18 protein-coding genes and 1 tRNA gene are annotated in these 22,215 nt (G+C 62.4%); 13 read left to right on the forward strand and 6 right to left on the reverse strand.

Annotated features, from left to right (window positions below; genetic code table 11):
- Position 1: 1 nt before the first annotated feature.
- A complete protein-coding gene (locus PCO31010_RS12700; RefSeq protein ID WP_217426158.1) occupies positions 2-895 on the reverse strand; it encodes a LysR family transcriptional regulator in 894 nt (297 codons plus the stop codon).
- A 121-nt stretch (positions 896-1,016) separates the two neighbouring features.
- Between PCO31010_RS12700 and PCO31010_RS12705 the strand changes: the two genes are divergently transcribed.
- Both PCO31010_RS12705 and PCO31010_RS12710 read left to right on the forward strand, forming a co-directional pair.
- Positions 1,017-1,811: an NAD(P)H-dependent oxidoreductase gene (locus PCO31010_RS12705; RefSeq protein ID WP_150664555.1), complete on the forward strand. Its 795-nt coding sequence runs from the start codon at positions 1,017-1,019 to the stop codon at positions 1,809-1,811.
- Between the two features lie 79 nt (positions 1,812-1,890).
- The gene (locus PCO31010_RS12710; RefSeq protein ID WP_150664556.1) at positions 1,891-2,517 is read left to right on the forward strand and encodes a LysE family translocator; all 627 of its coding nucleotides are present in this window, start codon (positions 1,891-1,893) and stop codon (positions 2,515-2,517) included.
- A gap of 121 nt (positions 2,518-2,638) precedes the next feature.
- Here the strand turns inward: PCO31010_RS12710 and aceE are convergent, their stop codons facing one another.
- Positions 2,639-5,314, reverse strand: coding sequence for a pyruvate dehydrogenase (acetyl-transferring), homodimeric type (aceE, locus tag PCO31010_RS12715; RefSeq protein WP_150664557.1), 2,676 nt, complete (start codon positions 5,312-5,314; stop codon positions 2,639-2,641).
- Between the two features lie 171 nt (positions 5,315-5,485).
- Between aceE and PCO31010_RS12720 the strand changes: the two genes are divergently transcribed.
- A complete protein-coding gene (locus PCO31010_RS12720; RefSeq protein ID WP_150664558.1) occupies positions 5,486-5,947 on the forward strand; it encodes a MarR family winged helix-turn-helix transcriptional regulator in 462 nt (153 codons plus the stop codon).
- Between the two features lie 17 nt (positions 5,948-5,964).
- Here PCO31010_RS12720 and PCO31010_RS12725 read toward each other — a convergent pair whose 3' ends face one another.
- Positions 5,965-7,191 carry a transketolase-like TK C-terminal-containing protein gene (locus tag PCO31010_RS12725; RefSeq protein WP_150664559.1) on the reverse strand — a complete coding sequence of 409 codons (1,227 nt, stop codon included), beginning with the start codon at positions 7,189-7,191 and terminating at the stop codon, positions 5,965-5,967.
- A 102-nt stretch (positions 7,192-7,293) separates the two neighbouring features.
- Here PCO31010_RS12725 and PCO31010_RS12730 point away from each other — a divergent pair, with 102 nt between their 5' ends.
- From PCO31010_RS12730 to PCO31010_RS12745, 4 genes are all read left to right on the forward strand, one after another.
- The gene (locus tag PCO31010_RS12730) at positions 7,294-7,962 is read left to right on the forward strand and encodes a glutathione S-transferase family protein (RefSeq protein ID WP_150664560.1); all 669 of its coding nucleotides are present in this window, start codon (positions 7,294-7,296) and stop codon (positions 7,960-7,962) included.
- Positions 7,963-7,984: 22 nt separating this feature from the next.
- A complete protein-coding gene (locus PCO31010_RS12735) occupies positions 7,985-8,311 on the forward strand; it encodes a DMT family transporter (RefSeq protein ID WP_150664615.1) in 327 nt (108 codons plus the stop codon).
- A 102-nt stretch (positions 8,312-8,413) separates the two neighbouring features.
- Positions 8,414-9,028 carry a pyridoxamine 5'-phosphate oxidase family protein gene (locus PCO31010_RS12740; RefSeq protein ID WP_150664561.1) on the forward strand — a complete coding sequence of 205 codons (615 nt, stop codon included), beginning with the start codon at positions 8,414-8,416 and terminating at the stop codon, positions 9,026-9,028.
- A gap of 192 nt (positions 9,029-9,220) precedes the next feature.
- The gene (locus tag PCO31010_RS12745; RefSeq protein WP_150664562.1) at positions 9,221-12,241 is read left to right on the forward strand and encodes an autotransporter family protein; all 3,021 of its coding nucleotides are present in this window, start codon (positions 9,221-9,223) and stop codon (positions 12,239-12,241) included.
- A 51-nt stretch (positions 12,242-12,292) separates the two neighbouring features.
- Here the strand turns inward: PCO31010_RS12745 and PCO31010_RS12750 are convergent, their stop codons facing one another.
- Positions 12,293-13,780 carry an MmgE/PrpD family protein gene (locus PCO31010_RS12750; RefSeq protein WP_150664563.1) on the reverse strand — a complete coding sequence of 496 codons (1,488 nt, stop codon included), beginning with the start codon at positions 13,778-13,780 and terminating at the stop codon, positions 12,293-12,295.
- A gap of 139 nt (positions 13,781-13,919) precedes the next feature.
- On the opposite strand from PCO31010_RS12750, the gene PCO31010_RS12755 reads away from it, so the two are divergent.
- Both PCO31010_RS12755 and PCO31010_RS27090 read left to right on the forward strand, forming a co-directional pair.
- Positions 13,920-14,828 (forward strand): LysR family transcriptional regulator, encoded by a 909-nt coding sequence (locus tag PCO31010_RS12755; protein ID WP_150664564.1) that lies wholly within the window; start codon positions 13,920-13,922, stop codon positions 14,826-14,828.
- Between the two features lie 158 nt (positions 14,829-14,986).
- On the forward strand, positions 14,987-15,112 hold the full coding sequence (locus PCO31010_RS27090; protein ID WP_257958643.1) for a hypothetical protein: 126 nt from the start codon (positions 14,987-14,989) through the stop codon (positions 15,110-15,112).
- Positions 15,113-15,177: 65 nt separating this feature from the next.
- Here PCO31010_RS27090 and PCO31010_RS12760 read toward each other — a convergent pair whose 3' ends face one another.
- Together PCO31010_RS12760 and ggt are read right to left on the reverse strand one after the other, a co-directional pair.
- Positions 15,178-15,981, reverse strand: coding sequence for a hypothetical protein (locus tag PCO31010_RS12760; protein ID WP_150664565.1), 804 nt, complete (start codon positions 15,979-15,981; stop codon positions 15,178-15,180).
- Between the two features lie 381 nt (positions 15,982-16,362).
- Positions 16,363-18,114, reverse strand: coding sequence for a gamma-glutamyltransferase (gene ggt / locus PCO31010_RS12765; RefSeq protein WP_425495014.1), 1,752 nt, complete (start codon positions 18,112-18,114; stop codon positions 16,363-16,365).
- 421 nt (positions 18,115-18,535) lie between these two features.
- Here ggt and PCO31010_RS12770 point away from each other — a divergent pair, with 421 nt between their 5' ends.
- The 4 genes from PCO31010_RS12770 (at position 18,536) to PCO31010_RS12785 (ending at position 21,663) form a co-directional block, all read left to right on the forward strand.
- Positions 18,536-19,372 (forward strand): CPBP family intramembrane glutamic endopeptidase, encoded by an 837-nt coding sequence (locus tag PCO31010_RS12770; RefSeq protein WP_150664566.1) that lies wholly within the window; start codon positions 18,536-18,538, stop codon positions 19,370-19,372.
- A 79-nt stretch (positions 19,373-19,451) separates the two neighbouring features.
- Positions 19,452-19,525: transfer RNA gene (locus tag PCO31010_RS12775), tRNA-Gly, on the forward strand.
- Between the two features lie 217 nt (positions 19,526-19,742).
- Positions 19,743-20,324 carry a TetR/AcrR family transcriptional regulator gene (locus PCO31010_RS12780; RefSeq protein ID WP_150664567.1) on the forward strand — a complete coding sequence of 194 codons (582 nt, stop codon included), beginning with the start codon at positions 19,743-19,745 and terminating at the stop codon, positions 20,322-20,324.
- 130 nt (positions 20,325-20,454) lie between these two features.
- Positions 20,455-21,663, forward strand: coding sequence for an MFS transporter (locus PCO31010_RS12785; RefSeq protein ID WP_246184578.1), 1,209 nt, complete (start codon positions 20,455-20,457; stop codon positions 21,661-21,663).
- Positions 21,664-22,215 lie beyond the last annotated feature (552 nt).

Genomic DNA, 22,215 nt, shown 5'->3' on the forward strand with positions numbered 1-22,215 from the left:
GTCACACCACGCTGGCGATGGTTTCCCGTAGCCAGCGATGCGCCGGGTCGCGATGCACGCGCTCATGCCAGTACATCGAGATCTCGAAGCCGGGCAGATCGATGGGCGGGGCCATGAGTTGCAGCGCGGGATCGTCGCGCACGAGACGCTCCGGCGCCATCGCGACGAGATCGGTGCTCGCAAGCGCCGCGCGCAGAAACAGAAAGTGCGGCACGGAGAAGACGACACGTCGCGACAGGCCCATCGTGGCAAGCGCGTCGTCGGTGCTGGCATGAAAGCCGCCGCCGTCCTGCGAGACGATGCTGTGATCGAGTTCGCAGAACTGCTTGAGCGTCGGGCGACGCTTCAACTTCGGATGCCCCCGCCGTCCCACCAGCACGTAACGCTCCGTGAATAGCGCCTTGCGACGCAAGCCGTCCGGCGCGTTCTCCGTCGTGTGAAAAACAACATCGATGTTGCCCTGCTCCGCCTGACGCGACAACCGCGACGGGACCAGATCGTAGACCGCCAGGCGCGTCTTCGGCGCTTGCGAGCGTAACTGCTGCATGAGCGGCAGGACAATCGTCGATTCGGTGTAATCGGTCGCGGTGATGCGCCACGTCAGATCGGCATTCGCCGGTTCGAACGGTGCCGCCGGGGCCACGGCGCGCGTGAGCGATTCGAGCGCTTCGCGCAAGGGTTCGCGCAGCGACTCCGCCCGAGCCGTCGGCCGCATGCCGCGCGGCCCCGGCAGCAACAACGGGTCTTCCAACACGTCGCGCAGCTTCGCGAGGTGCACGCTCACCGCTGGCTGGGAGATGTGCAACCGCTCGGCCGCACGTGTGACGTTCAGCTCGGCCAACAGTACGTCGAGCGTGACGAGCAGATTCAGATCGAGACGTCGCAAATTAACCATCGTTATACCTGCCATATCAGGAATTCATTTCCAATATACCTTGTGCGTCTCTAAGCTGCATTCATCCCCATCCGAATGAAGCGATGGCATCGAATACGCCGCAAGACCACGGAGTCTGAAAATGAATGTTCTGATCGTCTACGCCCATCCCCAACCGCGCTCGCTCAACGGCGCGCTGCGCGACTTCGCCGTGCAGCATCTGGAAGCCGCGGGGCATCATGTGCAAGTCTCGGATTTGTACGCGATGCAGTGGAAGACCACCATCGACGAGGCGGATGCACCGCAACGCGATCCGGCTGAGCCGTTTCACGCGTCGCTCGACTCGAAGCAAGCGTTCCTCGACGGCACGCAGCGCGCCGACATCGCCCGCGAGCAGGAGAAGCTTCGCTGGGCCGATACGGTGATCTTCCAGTTCCCGTTGTGGTGGTTCTCCATGCCCGCAATCATGAAGGGCTGGTTCGACCGCGTGTATGCATATGGCTTCGCCTATGGCGTGGGCGAGCATTCGAACGCGCACTGGGGCGACCGTTACGGCGAAGGCTCGCTGTCGGGCAAGCGCGCCATGCTCCTGGTGACGACCGGCGGCTGGGACTCGCATTACAGCGCGCGCGGCATCAACGGGCCCATCGACGACATCTTGTTCCCGATTCAGCACGGCATGCTCTTCTACCCGGGCTTCGACGTACTGCCACCGTTCGTGACGTTCCGCTCGTCGCGGGTCGATGCCGAAGCGTTCGCCGTAATCACGCGCGATTTGGGCAAGCGTCTGGACACGCTCGCGACGACAGCGCCGATCCCGTACCGTCGCCAGAACTACGGCGACTACGAGATTCCTGCGCTGACGCTCAAGGACGAGGTCGCCACCGGCCTGACGGGATACGCTGCGCACGTCGCTCACGTCGCTCACGTCGCATAAGGGCCGCGTCACGACCCGCTTGCCGCCCGACGCGCGATCTGCAAGACTGGCGGCTCCGTTCCGTTACCGGTGCCGCCTCATGCAACTCTCCACGCTTGCGATATATGCCACCGCCGCGCTGATCGGCGGCCTGATCCCCGGTCCGACGACACTGCTCGCCCTTGCCAACGGCGTCTCGGGCAACTGGCGAGTGGTGCTCGTGGGGATGTGCGGTGCGGCGCTGTCCGACCTGCTGGTCGTGGCCGCTGTGGGCGCCGGGCTCGGCGCGGTACTCATGGCGTCGGCGACGCTGTTCGCCACCGTCAAGTGGATCGGCGTGGCGTATCTCGTTTGGCTCGCGATTCAACTCTGGCGCAGCCATCCGCAAGACCTGAGTCAGGTGCGGATCAAGTCCGATCTGAGTGCAGGACGCGTCTTCCTGCGCAGCTTCGGCGTCGGACTGACCAATCCCAAGATTCTGCTGTTCTTCTCGGCGTTTCTTCCGCAATTCGTGGACACTTCGATGCCGCTCGCGCCGCAGTACGCCGTGCTCGCGGTGGTCTCCGCTGGCGTCGATATTCTGGTGATGACGCTTTACGCGACCGGCGGCGTGCAGGCAGCGCGGCTGATGACGGCACGCGGTCTCAAGCGTCTGAACCGCGTTTGCGCCGTCGTCATGTTCTCGCTTGCGGGCGGTCTGGCGTTGTATCGCAAAACCGGTAACTGAGCGCCAAACGTTCAGGTGAAGCGCGACACGCCCCCGCACCGCGCTTCACCTTCCCGCTTCTAGCGTCACCTCTAGCGTCACCTCTAGCCTCACCTCTGGCTTCGCTTTCTCCACTTCCCCATCAAACCGTTGCCGGGTCCAACTTCTCCGGGTCGATACCGTACTTGCGAATCGCCTCGGCGACGCGCTCGCGCGGCACGTGGCCCTCGTCGGCCAGCGCACCGAGCGCCGCCAGTACGATGAAGTGACGATCCACCTCGAAGTACGTACGCAGCGACTCGCGCGTATCCGAGCAGCCGAAGCCATCCGTGCCGAGTGTGACGAAACGACGGTCACGCACGAACGGACGAATCTGGTCGCCGACGATCTTCATGTAATCCGTCGCCACCACGACCGGCCCTTTGCGATCCGCAAGACATTGCTGGACGTACGGCACACGCGGCGTCTGGTCCGGATGCAGCAGATTCCAGCGCTCGGCGGCCAGCCCCTCACGACGCACTTCCGTCAGGCTCGTCGCACTCCAGAGATCGCTCTGCACGCCGAAGTCGTCGCGCAGCAATTCGCTCGCTGCCATGACCTCACGAAGAATCGCGCCGCTGCCCATGAGTTGTACGCGCGGAGCATCGGCCTTCGCCTCGCTTTCGCGTAGCAAGTACAGCCCCTTGAGAATGCCCGCTTCCGCGCCTTCGGGCATCGCCGGGTGCGCGTAATTCTCGTTGAGCAGCGTGACGTAGTAGTAGACGTCCTGATCGTCGACGTACATGCGCTTCATGCCGTCTTGCAGAATCACGGCCAGTTCGTACTGGAACGTGGGGTCGTACGCGACACAGTTCGGGATGACGGACGCGAGCACGTGACTATGACCGTCGTCGTGTTGCAGGCCTTCGCCCATGAGCGTGGTGCGACCGGACGTCGCCCCGAGCATGAAGCCACGTGTGCGCGCGTCGCCAGCGGCCCAGGCGAGGTCGCCCACGCGTTGCAGGCCGAACATCGAATAGAAGATGTAGAACGGGATCGTAGCGAAGTCGTGCGTGCTGTACGACGTGCCCGCCGCGATCCACGACGCCATCGCTCCCGATTCGTTGATGCCCTCCTGCAGAATCTGGCCGTCGAGCGCTTCCTTGTAGTAGCTGAGCTGACCGGCGTCCTGCGGCGTGTAGCGCTGCCCCTGGAACGAGTGAATACCGATCTGGCGGAACAGCGGCTCCATGCCGAACGTGCGCGATTCGTCGGGCACGATAGGAATCACGCGCTTGCCGATCTCCTTGTCCTTGAGCAACGTCGTGAGAATGCGCACGAACGCCATCGTCGTCGACATCTCGCGCTCGCCCGAATCCTTGAGTTGTGCAGCGAAGGTGCTTAGCGGCGGAATGGCAAGCGGCGCGCGCAAGCCGAAGCGCGCAGGCTGATGTCCGCCCATTGCGGCACGACGCGCCGCGAAGTAGCGACCTTCGGGGCTGTCGGGCTCGGGACGCAGGTACGGCATCTCGGCCAGTTGCTCGTCGCTCACCGGCAGATCGAAGCGGTCACGGAAGGCGCGCACCGCGTCGGCGCTCATCTTCTTTAACTGGTGGTTGACGTTCTGCCCCTCGCCCGCTTCGCCCATGCCGAAGCCCTTAACGGTCTTGGCGAGGATGACGGTCGGACGCCCCTGCGTCTTCATTGCCTGCGCGTAGGCGGCGTGGACCTTCAGCGCGTCGTGACCGCCGCGTGCGAGTTGCCAGATCTCGTCGTCGCTCAGATGCGCGACCATCGCCAACAACTCCGGCGACGTGCCGAAGAAGTGCTCGCGCACATAGGCCCCGTTCTGCGATTTGAACGTTTGGTAATCGCCATCGACGCACGCCATCATCCGCTCGCGCAGCAAGCCGTGAACGTCGTTTTCCAGCAACGCGTCCCAGCCGCTGCCCCACACTACTTTGATGACGTTCCAACCGGCCGCCCGGAACGTGCCTTCCAGTTCCTGAATGACCTTGCCGTTGCCGCGCACAGGGCCATCGAGCCGTTGCAGATTGCAGTTCACGACGAAGACGAGATTGTCGAGACGCTCGCGTCCGCCCAACGAGATCGCAGCGAGCGATTCCGGCTGATCCATCTCGCCGTCGCCGAGGAACGCCCAGACTTTGCGGCCCTGATGCTGCTTCAGCCCGCGGTATTCGAGATAGCGCATGAAGCGCGCCTGATACGCGGCGGTGATCGGACCGAGCCCCATCGACACCGTCGGGAACTGCCAGAAGTCGGGCATCAAACGCGGATGCGGGTATGACGAGATGCCGCTGCGCCCCGCTTCACGACGGTAGTTATCGAGCTGCGCCTGCGTGATGCGGCCTTCGACATAAGCACGCGCATAGATGCCCGGTGCGGAGTGCCCCTGCACGTAGATCATGTCGCCGTCGAACGTGTCCGTGCGACCTCGGAAAAAGTGATCGAAACCGACGTCGTACAGCACCGCTGCCGACTGGTACGTCGCAATGTGGCCACCCACGTTCGAGTGCTTGCCCGCGCGCAGCACCATCACCATCGCATTCCAGCGGATGAAGGCGTTCAGACGTCGCTCGATGGCAAGGTCGCCCGGGTACGCGGGCTGGCGCGACGTGGGAATCGTGTTGACGTAATCGGTCGTCACCCGGGTATGGAAATCACCGTGCTGCGCGAAGTCCCACGCGGCGAGCCGGTCGATCAGGAAGTGGGCGCGCGAGCGGCCTTCAACGGTGGTGACGCCTTCGAGCGCGTCGAGCCATTCGCGCGTTTCCTGGATATCGGTGTCGGCACCCGCCGCCACTGGCAATTGAGTCATGACATGTCTCCTTGAGATCACGAACCACAGTAGGGATCGCGACGGGGGTTCGCGATAGCGATTACGACAGCAATAAGCGCAGCATGGATTGCATTTGCAATCGTCATGCCGGCCATTCTAGCCATGTACAATTGCATCTGCAACTCACATGTGACATCGACAAGGACATTCATGAGCACGCCTGACCCCGATCTTTGGTTCTCCTTCGTGCGTGCGCACCGCACGATGATTCGCGAGATCGAGCGCCGTCTGGCGCAGGCCGACCTGCCCGCCTACGCCTGGTACGACACGCTGTGGGGGCTGGAAAGCGGCCCGCAAGGCACGCGGCGCATGCACGAACTGGCCGACGTGCTCGCCATCGAGCGCTACAACCTCACGCGCCTGATCGACCGTCTGGAGCAGGAAGGGCTCGTGACGCGCATGCGCGACCCGGACGACGGACGCGCGGCCTACGCGACCATCACCGACAAGGGACGCACCCTTCGCAAGAAGATGTGGAAGGTCTACCAGTCCACCGTGGCGGAGTTGTTCCTCAGCCAGTTTCGCGAGAAGGACGTCGCCCCCATGGCCGAGGCGCTGGATCGTGCGAGTACGGCAGCGAAGGCGTTTCTGTCGGAGACCAAGGCGCGATAACGCATTCCTCGGCGACGTCAGACCACGCCGTAACGACGCGTAGCGTCTGCGATGCGGGTGCGCGGCAACGTGCCCTCGTCCACCAGCAGACGCAGCGCGTTGAGTACGATCCATCGCACGCCGGGGGCGTCGCCCGTGCCTAACCGCTCGCCGCTTTCGTCCGTCGCTTCTCCGATGTCAGCATCGTCGCTGCCCAGCGCAGCAAAACGGGCGGGCACGAACGCGCCGATCTGATTGGCGATATGACGGGCATAACCGGTGACGGCCAGCACCGGCGCACTGCCGTCGCCCAGACATTGCACGAGATGTGGCATATGGGCTGCGGCATCCGGGCGCTGCAACGCCATACGCTCAGCTTCCCCCGCCTCCCGCGCCAGACGCGTGTAGCTCGGGCAACTCCACACTTCGCACGCCACACCCCAATCGAGTTGCAGCCAGCGCGCGGCTTCCAGCACGTTCGCCAACGCCCTGCCCGCCCCGCACAGTCGAACGACGTACGGCGGATTCGTGTCGGGTAACGTGCGCAGGCGGTACATCCCTTTGAAAGCGTTGCGCGCATCGGTGCGCGTGAGCGCGCGCGATTGCGCGTGGGGCACTTCATGCGCGCTCAGATAGCAAAAGCCGGATTCACCGCGGACGTACAGCGCGTCGAGCGCCGCACACAACAATGCCTTCAACTCCTGTGCCGAAGCCGGGTCGTACGGTAGCCATTCGGCTTGTGCCGCGAGCCACATCGGCAATTCCGGCCGAACGCGCTTGAACCTGTCCGGTGACCAGATGGTGGCGTCGTTGAGGAAAATGCCGCGCCGCCCTGCTCCGGCGTCCTGAGCATCCTTCAATCCCGCCGCTTCGATACCGGCGCTCAGCACACCGCGCAACGTCGGGGAATGCAGCAGGTACAGCAACGGACGCTCGCGCGCCGGGGCCGACCGGAACCACGTGACGATGGCGCTCGCGAGTGGCACGGGTTTGCTGCTCCGCTTTCGCTTCGATGCCGGATCCTTCGGTGGTGGCGGCGCAATCTCGGCATCCGAATCGACAATCCAGACCTTGTCGGATGTCTCGCCTTCAGAAAGCGCATGCGTCAGCGACGCAAGCGCACCGGACGGCGACACCGGCGTCTGCCCCGCACTGCGCACGGCGCGCAGCTTGCCGATGCAGGCGAGCGCCGCCTGCCGCGTGACCTCGTCCGGCGCGCTTCGTCCCTCCAACGCGGCACGGCCCCGGCTGACCCATTCCCTCATGGCATTCCTCACATCTTGTGATTCGTCGTGGAAACACATACGATTGCAATTGCAATCATTGTATTTGCAATCGCAAACCAAGACAACGTCCCGAGGAATGCCATGAACGCCAAGAATTCCATCCACCCGCCGATCACCTTCTATACGGCCAACACGCCCAACGGGCTGAAGGTCAGTCTGTATCTGCACGAAGCCGGTCTGGCGCATCGACAGGTCAACGTCGATCTTTCTGCGGGCGAGCAGAAGCAACCCGCGTTTTTGTCGCTGAATCCGAACGGCAAGATTCCGGTGATCGTCGACCACGAGCGCGATCTGACGGTGTTCGAGTCGGGCGCGATCCTGACCTATCTCGCGACGAAGACCGGTGTGCTGCAACCGATGACGCAAGCGAAGGCGATTGCCGTCAATCAATGGCTGCACTTTCAGATCGGCGGCATCGGCCCGATGCTGGGTCAGCTCTGGTGGTTCCTGCACGGCTCGAAGACACGTAACGCCGAGGCCATCGAGCGCTATCGCAAGGAGTCGCTGCGCTTGATCGGCGTGGTGGACATGAAGCTGGCCAGATCGGCCTATCTCGCGACGGACGAGTACTCGATTGCCGACATCGCCGCCTTCGCGTGGTTGCGTACGTATTACGAACTGGACCTCGACCTGACGCCGTTCCCCGATGTGCGGCAATGGCTGACGGACATCGAGGCGCGTCCGGCGGTGCAAAAGGCAATTGCGGCCAATCGCGGCGCGTCCGAGGCAACCGAGGCGCAGGAGGCATGACACGATGAATGCGATGAACGCAATGGCCTGGTTTTACCTGCTGCTTGCGGCGGCACTGGAAATCGCGATGGGGCTCGCGCTCAAGCTCAATCAGGGCTGGACGCGCGTGCTGCCCAGTGCGATCGCCGTTGCCGCCGCGCTCGCCAGCATCTACCTGCTGGCGCTGGCGTTGCGCGCGCTGCCTGTCGGCACGGCCTATGCCATCTGGACGGGTATCGGGACGGTTGGACTGGTGGCCGTCGGCATCTTCTGGTTCGGGGAGTCGCTGACGTGGAGCCGCGTCGGCTTTCTGACGCTGGCAATCGTGGGCATTGCAGGACTGCGGTTCTCGGGAGGGGACGCCGCCTGATGTGTCGATGGGTGTCACGCCAGCCTGACGCGCGTCGATGTCACCCTCTATACTGCCCGCTCCTGGCGACACCTTGGACACCTGAAGTGATGAGGCAATGACATGAATCACGATGTGAGCAGCGTCGAACAACTCGAAGCGATCTACGGCGAGCCGGGCGAGCGCTCGATCTGGAAGGAACTGACGTACCTCAACGAGGACTATCAGGCGTTCGTGAAAGCCTGCCCGTTTGTGGTGCTGGCGTCCGTCAGCGAGGAAGGCACGGACTGCTCACCGAAGGGGGATCCGGCCGGTTTCGTCCAGATTCTCGACGAACGCACGCTCGCCGTACCGGACCGTCCCGGCAACAATCGCATCGACAATCTGCGCAACATCATTGCCGATCCGCGCGTGTCGCTGCTGTTCCTCATCCCCGGCATCGGCGAGACACTGCGCGTGAACGGCCGTGCGCGCATTTCGGTCGACCCCGACCTGCTCGCGCGCTTCGACGTCAACGGCAAGCTCCCCAAAACGGTGATCGTCGTGTCGATCGATCGCGTGTATTTCCATTGCGCGAAAGCCATCGTCCGCTCCCATCTGTGGGATCAGGCGACGCAGATCGCGCGCGAACGTCTGCCGAGCACCGGCGCGATGCATCGCCGTCTGAGCGGCGGTCATTTCGACGCAGAGACTTACGATCGCGATCTTCAGAAGAACACGGTCGCGGGTTTGTATTGACGGATGAAACACCGGGCCGCGCAAGCGCTTCGCCACCGACGCGCTTCGTGGTCCGTAACGTTAGGTAACCTGAGGTCGTCGCCAAACTCCACGTCCCGAATTCGCGAACTTTCACTTCATTTCATCAGTTCGTCATGACTCCGCCCAATACTCCGGGACTTCGACCAAGTTCCAAAGAGGACATCGGAGTCCATGAAACCCATCGCCATTCTGGCAGGCGTCATCGCGCTTTTCGCCGAGCAGCACGCCCTCGCCGCTAATTTCCAAATCATCAACGGGCAGACGATCACCGCAGGGCAGACGTTGTCGAGCGGCCAGACCGGCACGATCAACAACGGCGGCACGTTGCAGGTCAGCGGCGGCACCGTAGGCATTACGACCACCGGCAACGCCACCATCGTCAACAACGGCACGATCAACATGACGGGCACCGGCCGGGCCATTCGCGACAACACGGGTGTGTCGCTTACGGTCACAAACGGTGTCGGCGCGAGCATGACGACGTTCGACGCCGACGTGATCCAGATGAACAAGTCGAACGGCAGCATCGTCTTCAACAACTACGGCACGCTGACGTCGACCAACAGTTCCGGCTCCGGCAATCAGGCCATCGACTTCAACGCCATCACGACCGGCACCAACGTTCTCAACAACTTTGCGGGCGGTGTCATTCAGGCGAACGAAGCCGATGCGGTGCGCCCCGGCGTGAATGGGGTGGTCAACAACGCGGGCATCATCCGCTCGACGGTGAACCCCGGCAGCACGAGCAGCAGCGACGGCGTCGATGCGCAGGCCAACAGCGGCATCACCGTCAACAATACGGGCGCCGGTCTGATTCAGGGGGCGCGCCACGGCATTACGGGCGGCGTCGACACGACGACCGACGGCACCTTCACGCTGAACGTCAACAACAGCGCCGGTGCGACGATTCAGGGCATGAACGGCTCCGGCATCAACATCGATGGGTTCAACGCCAAGGAAGTCGTCACCATCGTCAACGCGGGCACGATCATCGGTGACGGCGTGACGGGCGATGGCGACGGTGTGGATGTCGACGGTATCGTCAACATCACCAACTCGGGCACGATTCGCGGCGCGCGCGCCAACAACGACGTCAGCGAAGGCGTCACTGTGGGCGGTGGCACCATCGTCAACAGCGGCACCATCGTCGGCGAGAACACGCCTGGCGGCATCGGTCGCGGCATCACGCTCGCGGGTGTCGACAAAGACCCCGTCACCAAAGCGCCCATCGCGCCGCAGGGCATCTACACCAACACGACCATCGTCAACAGCGGCCTCATTCGTGGCCAGAGCGACTCGGCGATTGCAGTGACGGGCGGGCGCAACGCCTTCACCGTGACCGTCATCAATCAGGCCAGCGGTGTGCTCGAAGGCGGCGGTGCGACGGCGGCAGTCGTGAATACCGGCGCAAACGATGCCACCGTGACCAACTACGGCACGATCACAGCCGACCAAAGCGGCAAGGCGGTGGATCTGGGCAGTGGCAACAGCAATCTCCAGATTCTGGGCGGCGCAGCGGTGGTGAATGGCGACGTGTCCGGCGGCACCGGCACCAGCACACTGACGATCACACCGGGTGCGGGCAACGCGTTCAGCTACAACGGCGCGATTTCCAACTTCTCGGCGGTCTCGCTCGGCGCGGGCACGATCGCACTGAACGGTGCGAGCACTTACGCGGGCGCAACGTCGATTGCCAGCGGTGCGACGGTCCTCGTCGGCGACGCCGCGCATCGCAGCGCAACGCTGGGCAGCGGCATGACGAGCGTCGCCTCCGGTGCGACGCTCGGCGGTTACGGCGGCGTGCTCGGCAGCGTGACGAACGCGGGCATCATCGCGGTGGGTAGCGCTTCGCTGGGTGCTACGCCGGGGGTGCTCGGCACGTTCACCATCGCGGGCGATTACGTCGGCAACAACGGCACGGCACTGTTCGGTGCGACGGTCTCGCCGGATGGCTCGACCGCATCGGACAAGCTCGTCATCAACGGGAACGCAAGCGGCACGACGCTGCTCAAGCTCACCGTCACGGGGACGGGTGTGCCCACGTCGGGAGCGGGCATTCAACTGGTGCAGGTCAACGGAACGGCCTCCGATGGGGCTTTCAGGCTGGCGGCACCGATTCAGGCGGGCGCGTATCAGTACCTGCTTCGCAAGGTCGGCCCGGTGGGCGGCGATCCGAGCTGGTACTTGTCGACGTCGTACGCGTCGGGCCAGACGGCCTATCGCGCCGCAGCCGTCGGCTACGCGATGACGCCGCAACTGAACGCCGACTTCGGTTACACGATGCTGGGCCGCTTGCAGGAACGCATGGGCAGTGTGCGTGGCGTGAGCGTGCCGGGTGAGGATGCATCGAACGGTGTGTGGGGACGTTTGTACGGCAAGACGATGGACACCACGCTGTCGGGACGCTTCGGTGCGGACGAACGCATGTTCGCGGCGCAGTTCGGCCGCGACTGGCGTCTGAATACGGATGCCTCAGGCATGGGCGGCAGCGCGCTCGTGGGGCTGACGGCGACGTTCGGGACGGCCTCGGCGTCGTTCTCCGACAGCGCGCGCACGCAGGACCCGACGCTCTCCGCCGCGACCGGCACCGTCTCGATGCAGGCGCAATCGGTCGGGGCATACTGGACGCGCATTCTGCCGCAAGGCGCCTTCATCGACGTCACGACGCAGTTCTCCCACTATCGCAACAAGTACAGCGACGTCGCTGGTTTAGGCGCGACGCAGAACGGCTTCGGTGCGGCACTGTCGGGCGAGGTCGGCCATCGCTTCTCGATTCTGGGATCGGGCTTCACCGTCGAGCCGCAAGTGCAGCTGGCGTATCAGTACCTGCATCTGAACGGCTTCAGCGACAGCGTGTCGTCGGTGTCGGGCAATACGACGAATGCCCTGCGCGGGCGCGTGGGCGTGAAATTCAATACGCCGGATCTGGGCAATGCGGTGGGTGTCGGTTCGGCGTCGCCGTATCTGAGCGTCGACGTGGTCCACGACTTCCTCTCGCCGGGTGCGACCAACGTGGGCGGTGCGACGTTCGACAGCAGCCTGGCGAAGACGTGGTACGAACTCGGCGCAGGCGTCGAAGCGACGCTGGGCCGCACGTCTTCGATGTATGCCGGTGTGAAGTACGCCCGCAACATGGGCGGCGACTATCGTCGTAACGTCTACGGGCAGGTGGGGTACCGGTATCGCTGGTGATGCCAATGCGACGTGCCTGAGGGCACGTCGCACCCGTCAACTACGTCACGCTTAGCTCTGTACTGAGCCGAGCGTGGCGATGTCGCCTGCGTTCTTCAGCGACTCGACTTGCCAGCAGGCGTCGATCAGGCGGCGCACTTGTGCATCGGGCAGGATGCCGTTCATCAGATCGAGGAACTTGGTCTCCAGTTGCTTATCCGTCATCGGCACTTCCAGACTACCGATGGCGTGCTCGATGAACTTGTGCAGCTTGCGTCCGTCCTTGAGCGTGATGGTCATGTCGACCTGCTCCGGTTTGATCGACGGCACGACGGTCGCCGTCACCCGGTCACGCAGTGCGATGACCGCCGGGTCCTGCACTGCGCGATCGCTGTACTGACGCTCGCCCGCCGCGCCTTCGATGATCGCCACCGCGACCGAGTGGTAGACGCTGAACTTGCCTTCCAGTCCGATGCGCGGCGTCTTCTTGCCGGTCAGTTCGATGACGAGTGGGTTCACCTTCAGGTCGATGCTCGCGATCTGGTCGGCCGTCAGCTTGTATTCGTTGCGCAATTGAATGGCTGCGTCGATGGCGGGGTGGATCACGATGCCGCACGCGAACGGCTTGTACGTGTTGAGCGCCGCCTCGTAGCGCTGACCCAGACCTTCCGTAATCTCCCGGTAGTCCTGCTTCGTGCTGATGGCGTTCGCCCAGCCGCGCTTGGCTTCGATCATGCCGTCCGAACTGGTGTAGTCCTTCGCGGCGAGCAATGCGGCGAAGAGTCCGTTGCTGGCCGCGCGTCCCGGATTGAAGCTCTTGTTCATCGAGCCGAACGACTCGCGCAACCCCACCGGCTGCGACGCCGCCAGACCCAGCGCCCAGACCATCTGCTGCTCGGTCAGCCCCAGCACCTTGCCTGCCGCCGCAGCCGCGCCGAACACGCCAGCGGTGCCAGTGATGTGCCAGCCCACGTCGTAGTGGTTCGGGTAGACGGCATTGCCGATGCGGCATTCCGTCTCCACGCCCAGCACCAGCGCGTTGAGGAATTCGCGGCCCGAGATCGGGTGGTACTCCGACAGCGCGAGCAAGGCCGACGTCACCGGACCGGCCGGGTGGATGATCGTCTTCAGATGCGTGTCGTCGTAATCGAAGATGTGGCTCGCCACACCGTTCAGGAACGCCGCGTTCATGATGTCGAAGCGTTCCTTGCGGCCGAGCAGATGCGCCTGCGCCGGGCCGGAGAACGGCGTGAGCGCCGCGACGGCGCGATCCACCGTCTCATGATGCGAGCCGCCGACGGCCACACCGATCCAGTTCAGCAGCGTGCGCGTGCCTTCCTTGCGCACATTCGCAGGCAGATCTTCGTAACGTGCGTTGACGATATAGCGCGCGAGCGTGCGGGTCACGCCCTTGCCGCTCTGCGCGTTTTCAGCGGCGCTGGCGGCGGATGCTGCACCGGGGGCGGGTGCGGCGATACTGCGCTGAACCAGTCCTTGCGCGGCGGCCAGCGAGGCGAAAGCGCCAGCCTTCAGGGCCGAGCGTCGGGTAAAAGTGCTCATGTGTCGTTCCTCCGTGAAATCGTTGTGTGTGCTTTGGTGAATGGCTACCGGTTGCCCTGCGTTGGGGCAGCCCAAAATGATCGGCCATCTCGCGACGCATAAGAATCGCAAAAATCACAATCATTAGTGCACTGAACGCATGAATCTGGAATTGAGCGATCTGCGAGCCTTTGTGGCGATTGCGGAGCGGGGCAACTTTCGGGCGGCGGCGGAGGAAATTCACTTGTCGCAGTCGGCGCTCTCGCGCCGCATCGCCAAGATGGAAAGCACGCTGGGCGTGCGGCTGCTGGATCGCACGACCCGTCGCGTCGACCTGACCGCGTTCGGACGCGATTTCGCCCGCAAGGCGCGCGAGTTGCTGAACGATTTCGACGAAAGCCTGCGCGGCCTGACGGATGGTGCGACGCGCCTCGGCGGAGAGGTCACGCTCGCGTGCGTGCCGTCGGCCGTGCGTCACTTCCTGCCGGAGGTGCTGCGTCAGTTTCACGAGACGTACCCGCGTGTGCTGATCCGCGTGATGGACACGGGGGCGAGCGACGTGCTCTCGAGTGTGGTGCGTGCCGAAGCGGATTTCGGGCTGAACTACCTCGGCGCGCAGGAAGACACGATCGAGTTCGAGCCGATTCTGAAGGAGCCGTTTGTGCTGGCTTGCCGACACGAGCATCCGTTGGCCAAACGCACGGAAGTGAAGTGGTCCGAGTTAAAGGAATACGACTTCGTGGCGGTAGCCAAGGCGAGCGGCAATCGGTTCGTGCTGGATCTGGCGCTGGCGGGCACGCCCGATCTGCCGCGCTCTTTCTGTGAAGTGCGACATGTGATGAGCGTGGTGAGTCTGGTCGAAGCAGGCTTGGGGATTGCGGCGGTGCCGAGACTGGCCATGCCGCCGGGTGAGCATCCGCTTCTGACTAGCGTGCCACTGGTGGAGCCGGAAGTCACACGCACCGTCGGGTTGATTCGTCGGCGGGGACTGGTGCTATCGAGCGCAGCGCAGCAGCTTTACGACACGATTCTTGGGTTTGCCGGGGGAAAGCCGAGGTCGAGACTTTAAACGCACGTTACGTGTACGCGTGCTAGGATTGGCTTCCAGCAGTCGGAGTTCGCCACATGCCAACGCAGTTGCATAAACAGTACCGCCAACGAACGTACATGATTCGCGTAGCACCGAACGGGGTCTCGGGATGGAGAGCTGTCGCATCGATAGGTCACATGGAGAACGGCGTGTTCTTCACGGACTTCTCCAAACTCACCGGGTTATCAGGGCACTCACCAGATGACGCATGGGTGAGAGCCGAAGCGCAGGTGCTGGCGTTCATCGATAAGATCGAGGGGTAAGACGCTCTCAGGCCCCGTACGCAAATTCCATATGAATCCCACGGCGTACGCACCTCGCACTTTCGCTAATGTACGGCCCCCGCCTTCCTGATCGGGCCGTTCGGCACACCGTTTTTGCCGATGATGCCGCCACAGGTGCCGCGAAGTGAATTGCCGTCCCACGCAATGTGGTTTTGCGCTCGGATGTCGCTCGATGGACAGGCGATGAATTGGATCGGCAACGCGTTATTCGGCGCTGCCTGCGCATCGCTACCACCGGGCGATATCGACGGCGTCGCGCTTGGGTAGGCGGTCTTCGCGCCACAGAGCGCGTCTTTGAGTGCCCCACTACTGGCGTCCACCTGGCTCGCGCCGGACAGACTGCTGAAGCAGTAACGGACCGCTATTGGGAAGTCGCACGTATTGGTGAAGGTGACCGAGTATTTCGTGCGCGACGTGCGAACGCACCGATTCACCGCAGGCACAGTAGGATTGAGGTCACTGTTCGAGCTCATCGCACTGTTCGAGCCAACTTGCGCGCCTGTCGCCTGAGTATTGCCCTGCATGGCACCTCCCAGCGCCGCGAGCTGTGCGGCGTTCTTGCCACCACCCACAGCAACACCCTGCATCACCGCACCAACAACGGCCAGCGCTCCCCCCACCCCGGAAGAGGATTCGCTTTCGCTCGCGGTATAGACCGTGCTGGCGTTTTTACCGTCCGCATAGCTACGAACGCTGTAGTTGTTCGTTTCGGCGCCACTCATCAGATTGCCGCGCGAAAAGCGGCCCGACCGTGTCGTTGGGCCGCCGTTGAACTTCTCAGCGTTCATCCACATTTCGCCCACGCCGTCGCGAAGACCGGCCTTCATCTCGCCGTCGTAGCGCAGCATTAACGTGGAGCCACCGTAGCCGAGCAGGGTGCCTTGACCGCTGGTCAAACCGCCCTGGCACTCCCCCGACCATGTGTAACGTTCCCAAACGCCATACACACCGCAATCCGGACGCCCGTCCAGGGCGACGAGGGCGCCGCCCTTATGCGTCGGCCCCGGCAGACCGCAACCGGCCAATATGAGCGCAACGCACGCTGTCGCCACAAGTCGAAGTGATCGCCCGCGACCGTTCCGCATACATGCCCCCCAGTGTCGAATTCTTATGTAAGGGCGATTCTAAAATGCACATGCGCAGGCAAACATCATTCATTTGAGTGATGGCCGTTCGCCTCACGCAAACCACACCGATTGGACGGCTGCCGGTACCCGAACGCGTCGGGCTCAGTAGCCTGCCGCCAATCCGTCGCCGCGCGGATCGGCTGCGCCTTGCAGCACGCCCGAGGTCGGATCGATCAGGATTGCGCCCGCGTGGCCCATCGTATCGGTGAAGGGCTCGACGACTTTGATCGGGTGGCCTCGCTGCTTCAGCGCCTCCGAGACCGCCGTCGGCACACGCGATTCGATCTTGAGATCGTTCGACGACACACCCCAAGTCCGGCCGTACAACCAGCGCGGCGCGTTGATCGCAGCCTGCGGCGAGAGGCCGAAGTCGACGATGCGCGTAACGATGGCCGCCTGCGTCTGCGGTTGTCCTTCGCCGCCCATCGTTCCGTAGACCAGATACGGCTTGCCATTCTTCATCAGCATAGCGGGGTTGAGCGTATGGAAGGTGCGCTTGTGGGGGGCGATGTGGTTGATGTGACTCGGGTCGAGCGAGAAGAACGAGCCACGATTCTGCAGAAGAATGCCGGTGCCCTTCGGCACGATGCCGGAGCCGAAGTCGTAATAGATGCTCTGGATCAGCGAGACGGCGTTTCCATCGCCATCGACGACACCGAACCAGACGGTATCGCCCTTCGGGTCCATCGGCTTGACCTCGTTGTTGGCGCGGCGCATGTCAATACGCGCGGCCTGCGCCGTACCGTGCTTGACGGACAGTAGTTCGGCCAGCGGAATATCGGAGAAGTCCGGATCGGCCAGATATTTGTCGCGGTCAGCGAAGGCCTGCTTGGTCGCCTCCACGAGGAGATGATAGTAATCGGCCGAGCCCTCGCCCAACGCCTTCACATCGAATCGATTCAGGATGTTCAGAATTTCCAGTGAAGCAAACCCTTGTGTGTTCGGAGGAAAATTGTAGGCGTCGAAACCCCGATACTTCACCGAGATCGGCTTCATCCAATCGGCGCGATGACGGGCGAAATCTTCGCGTGTGAGCAATCCGCCGTTGGCCTGCAGGTCCTTGACGATCTTCTCAGCGACCTCGCCGTTGTAGAACACCTGTGCACCTTGCTCGGCAATCTGCGTGAGCGTGTTCGCCAGTTCCGGCTGATTGAGGCGCTCTCCCGATCGGTAGGGCGTGCCGTCGGGTTTCAGGAAGATTTGCCGGAAGCCATCGAACTGTTGAAGGTTGCGAAACACTTTATCGGTGGTATCGACGTTGATCGCCGACCACTTTGCCAGCGACGGCGTGACGATGAAACCGTCTTTGGCGTAATGGATGGCGTCTCGCAGCAGATCAGGCCATGGGAGGCTTCTTCCCATGCTGGCGTGGGCGTATCGATATGCCTCGTCCCATCCGGACACAACGCCGGGCACGGTATTGACCGACAGATAGCCGCGTGGGGGGATCAAAGTCAGGCCTTTGTCTTTGTAGAACTGAATGGTGGCGCGTTCACCGGCTCGGCCGCTCGCGTTCAGTGCGCGAAGCTCGTGGGTTCTGGCGTTGTAGATGAGCCAGAAGTTGTCGCCGCCAATGGTGTTCATCTGGGGATAGACGACGGCGATGGTGGACGCGACGGCAATCGCCGCATCGACGGCATTCCCGCCTTGCTGAAGCACCTTCAGTCCGGCTTGCGTTGCCAGATAGTTCGACGATGTGACCATGCCGCCGGTGACCATCGGGTTTGCGCATTGCGCGACGGTTTCGCAATATGGGCTTTGCGAGTCTGTCGAATCCGCCGACATCGCGCCAAAGGACAGTGTCGCCAGTCCGGTTGCGGCCACCCAACGCGCGTGCAGAGAAATGCCTTTCATCTACGTCTCCCTTTATCTATCTCGCTTAACTAACCATCTCCTTTTGAATTACGAGTTAGATATATCCGATAAAAAACATCGGTGAATCCGCAATGCTACGTGCGATCGGTACGCAAAAATACTGATCGCAACCGCATATGAGGAAAGGGAATGATTTGGGGGAGTGCAATCACCGGTCTGTCGGAATTCCTCCCATCCTGCGATAATTCGAACTCTTTCAAATCCTAATAATCGTCCGGCACAACCGGGGAGGTGCAATCCATTTGCCGTAGGACGTTCGAGAGCGGGGGTTCTTCGACGTCTATCTCAGATGCGGCGATCGACATGCTGGCTTCAGGTATAGAAACGCGCTTTGCTGCCAGGAACGCATGGACGTCCGGCGGTGCACCAACAATAACAACTGATCAGAAGAGCACAAGCCATGAAAGCCAGGCCCAGGGAATATTGCTTCCCGAGTTTGCTGGACGCGTTTTTTGTATTGATTGCGCTGTTCTTTCTCGAACTCATCACGAATTCAATTGTTGTGCAGTTGAGCTATGTCGTCGGCATTCGTCCAATGGCGGCATACAGCATTGGACGGGTACTGGCCTATGGCCTCGTCTTCGCGATCGTGCTGCACAAGAGCAAGCGCACTTACCGGAAGTTGTTTCACGAAGGCCGTGTGTCAATGACGGCGACGTTGGGTCTCTTCACCGTTCCCGTTGTGCTGCTGGTGCCCGGGTTGCTGCTGTTCGTCAACGTCATCGAGGCGGGCGTCATGCAGATGTTCCCGATGGGGGGCGCATTGGGCAACGCGGCCGAGTCGTATCGGCAGGCCGGACTTGGGGCGATCGTTCTGGTTTGCCTCATCGCGCCGGTGGTCGAGGAGATGTTGTTCCGGGGCATCATCCTGCGCGGATTTCTCAAACAGTACCCGCCGGGCACGGCTATCGCACACTCCGCTGCGGTCTTCGGGCTGGCGCACCTGAACGTCTATCAGTTCGTGGTCGCCCTCGTGCTCGGGCTGATTCTGGGAAAGATGTACGAACGGACCCGCTCGATCCTCCCGGGCATTTTGTTGCACATGGTCTACAACACAGCGGTGGTCGTGAGCAGCATCAGCACTCCGGAAGGCATGGAAGACGCATCGATATTCGATTTGCCCGCAATCTGGTGGCTGGGAGGTATCGCCTGCGGCGCCTTGGGCGCATTAATGCTGTATAAGTTGATCGGTGGCGGCCGGGTGATGCGGGGCCGTGTCCGGCTGATGGACGAGTGAGTGATGGGACGAATCGCACCCACCGGCGAAACGCCCAGATTGCCAAACGCCCCAATCCCCGCGTAAAATGGCGCTCTTCGCGGGCGTCGTATAATGGTAATACCCTAGCTTCCCAAGCTAGAGCCGTGGGTTCGATTCCCATCGCCCGCTCCAGAGAATTTTCAGGAAAGCCGTCCTTGTGACGGCTTTATTGTTTTCTGACGTCGTTCGCCATCGTCCTCTCGTCGCCCCCTCCCCCGCCATCCGCCCAAATCCACAACCCACATCCGGTTATTTGAACGAGCGGTAAAAAATCACCTATAGTCACGCCATCGGACTGGTGCTTCGTGGCACCGGCTATTTCCATTCCTCCAGAATGACGAGGTCCATCATGAGCGGAAGACCCAGAGAATTCGATGACGCAGCCGTCATCGACGCCGCCATGGACGTCTTCTGGACGAACGGCTATGAAGGCACCTCCGCGCAAGCCCTCGTCGAATGCACCGGCCTCGGGCGCGGCAGCCTCTACAACGCGTTCGGCAGCAAACTCAATCTCTATCACGAAGCCCTTGAGCGCTATCAGACGCTCGGCCTTCAGCAGCAAGTCGACATTCTCAACGGCAACGGCCCCGTCAAGGATCGTCTGCGCACGCTCATGCAATGGGGCATCGACGACGATCTCGATCCCGAGAAACAACGCGGCTGCATGTCACTGTTCGCGGCCTTCGAGCGCGGTGCCAAAGATGAACGCGTCCGCCAGATCAGCCAGGCCTACTTCGTCCGCTTCGAACAAGTGCTCGTGCATCTGATCGCCGTCGGACAACACAACGGCGAACTCTCCACCGAGCGCTCCCCGGTCGTGGTCGCCCGCACGTTCCTGTCGAGCTACTACGGCCTGCGTGCGCTGGGACGCACCGTCTGCGACCGCGCATTCCTCGAAGGCATCATGGAAGGCATACTGGCTCAACTCTGACGGACGACCACGTTCCGTCCGCACACCCAACACTTTCTCTCGCAGCACGCCACCCACAACACCCAACAATTGACTCCCCCCATCGCGGGTCGTTATTCCTCCCGCCAATATGGAATGTACGTTAAAGAATATGACGCAAAAATCCGCAATGCCACCCGTCGTCTACTTGTTAGGACTGACCGTCTTCGCCATGACCACGGCCGAATTCATGGTCGCCGGAATGATGCCCGCACTGGCCGATGCGATGAACGTCGGCATCGGCAAGATCGGCAACCTGATCTCGCTTTATGCTCTTGGCATGACCATCGGCGGCCCGGTCCTCACCGCCGTGCTGCTCGCGCTGCGCACGCCGCATAAGCGCGCCCTCATCTGGCTGCTCGCGATCAACGTGGCCGGAGGCGTACTCGCCGCCATGTCGACCCGCTATGAAATGATGGCCATCGCGCGAATCATCATGGGCGTGGCCAGCTCGGCAACGTTCGGGGTCGCGCTCACGCTCTGTGCCGATCTCGTCGCACCGTCGGTGCGCGGACGCGCCGCCTCCTTCGTGCTCGGCGGACTGATGTTCTCGCCAGTGGTCGGCGTGCCGCTCACCGCGTTCATCGAACAACACTGCGGCTGGCGCGCCAGCTTCTGGCTCGTCGCTGTGCTCGCTGCACTCTGTACCGTCGCGATTGCGCTGTGGGCACCGGCCGACCATAAGCAGGATGGGACCGACGCTGAAGTCGTCAGCCTGTCCGGCGAATTCCGTTCGTTGCTGAATCGTCCGCTGTGGGCCGCATTTGCGACCAGCGGGTTGATCATCGGCGCCACGTTCGCTGCGTTCAGCTATTTCTCGCCGATCTTTTTGAATGTGGCTGGTATGTCTGCCAGCGCGATTCCGAATCTGCTCGCGATGTACGGCATCGCGAACATCATCGGCAACGCCGTCGTCGGACGCTTCGCCGACCGTCATACGCTCACGGTGCTGGTGGCCGGTTTGTCAGTGCTCGCACTCGCCCTGATCAGCTTCGCGCTTTGGGCCGAACTGACGCCGGTCGGCATCGCCGCGTTTGCTGCCATCGGCCTGACGGGCGTCTCGCTCAATCCGGCAATGGTCGCGCGGGTGATGCGCGCCGCAGCGCCGGGGCCGCTGGTCAATACGATGCATACGTCGGTGATTACTGCGGGCCTCGCCTTCGGGACGTGGGCCGGTGGTGCCGCGATCGACGCGGGTTACAGCATGCGTGCACCATTGTGGATTGGTGCCGCAATGGCCGCCGTCGGTCTCGCCAGTTTGTTGCCTTACCTTCGCTCGGGTCTCGCACAAGCCCCCGAAACTGCCTGCTCGACGACCTGAACTGAATCAAAAGACGGTGGCAGCGACGTCCGAGAAGAAGTTGTGGAGAGACTCGGAATCGCTGCCCCAGGCCACTGCGTTCATCGTCGGATTAGTCATCATCCCGCATCCCATCTCAAGCCTCCTGCTATTGATGGTTTCCGTTGCGCCAATCGCGCATTACATGAAGATATTGACCGTGTCGGCGAGAAACTTTGCGACAGGTGCCGCAGCACGTGCCCAGCTTCCGATCATGACCAGTCCGTCGCAGATGAGTCCGATTGCGGGCATGTCACACCTCCAGTTTTGATTCGTCGTTTTGCGTTAGTCGCGGGAATGTTCAGAACAGCGCCAGCACGTCGTTGAAGAACTTCGCCACCGGGGCAGCCCGGCTTGCCCACGTGCCTACGGTCACCAGTGCGTCGCAGATCGGTCCGATTGCAGCCATGTCACACCTCCAGTCTTGTTTCGTTGTTTCGCGTTAGTCGCGGGAAATTTCAGAACAGCGCCAGCACGTCGTTGAAGAACTTCGCCACCGGGGCAGCCCGGCTTGCCCACGTGCCTACGGTCACC

Source organism: Pandoraea commovens (assembly GCF_902459615.1).
Taxonomy (GTDB): Bacteria; Pseudomonadota; Gammaproteobacteria; order Burkholderiales; family Burkholderiaceae; genus Pandoraea; species Pandoraea commovens.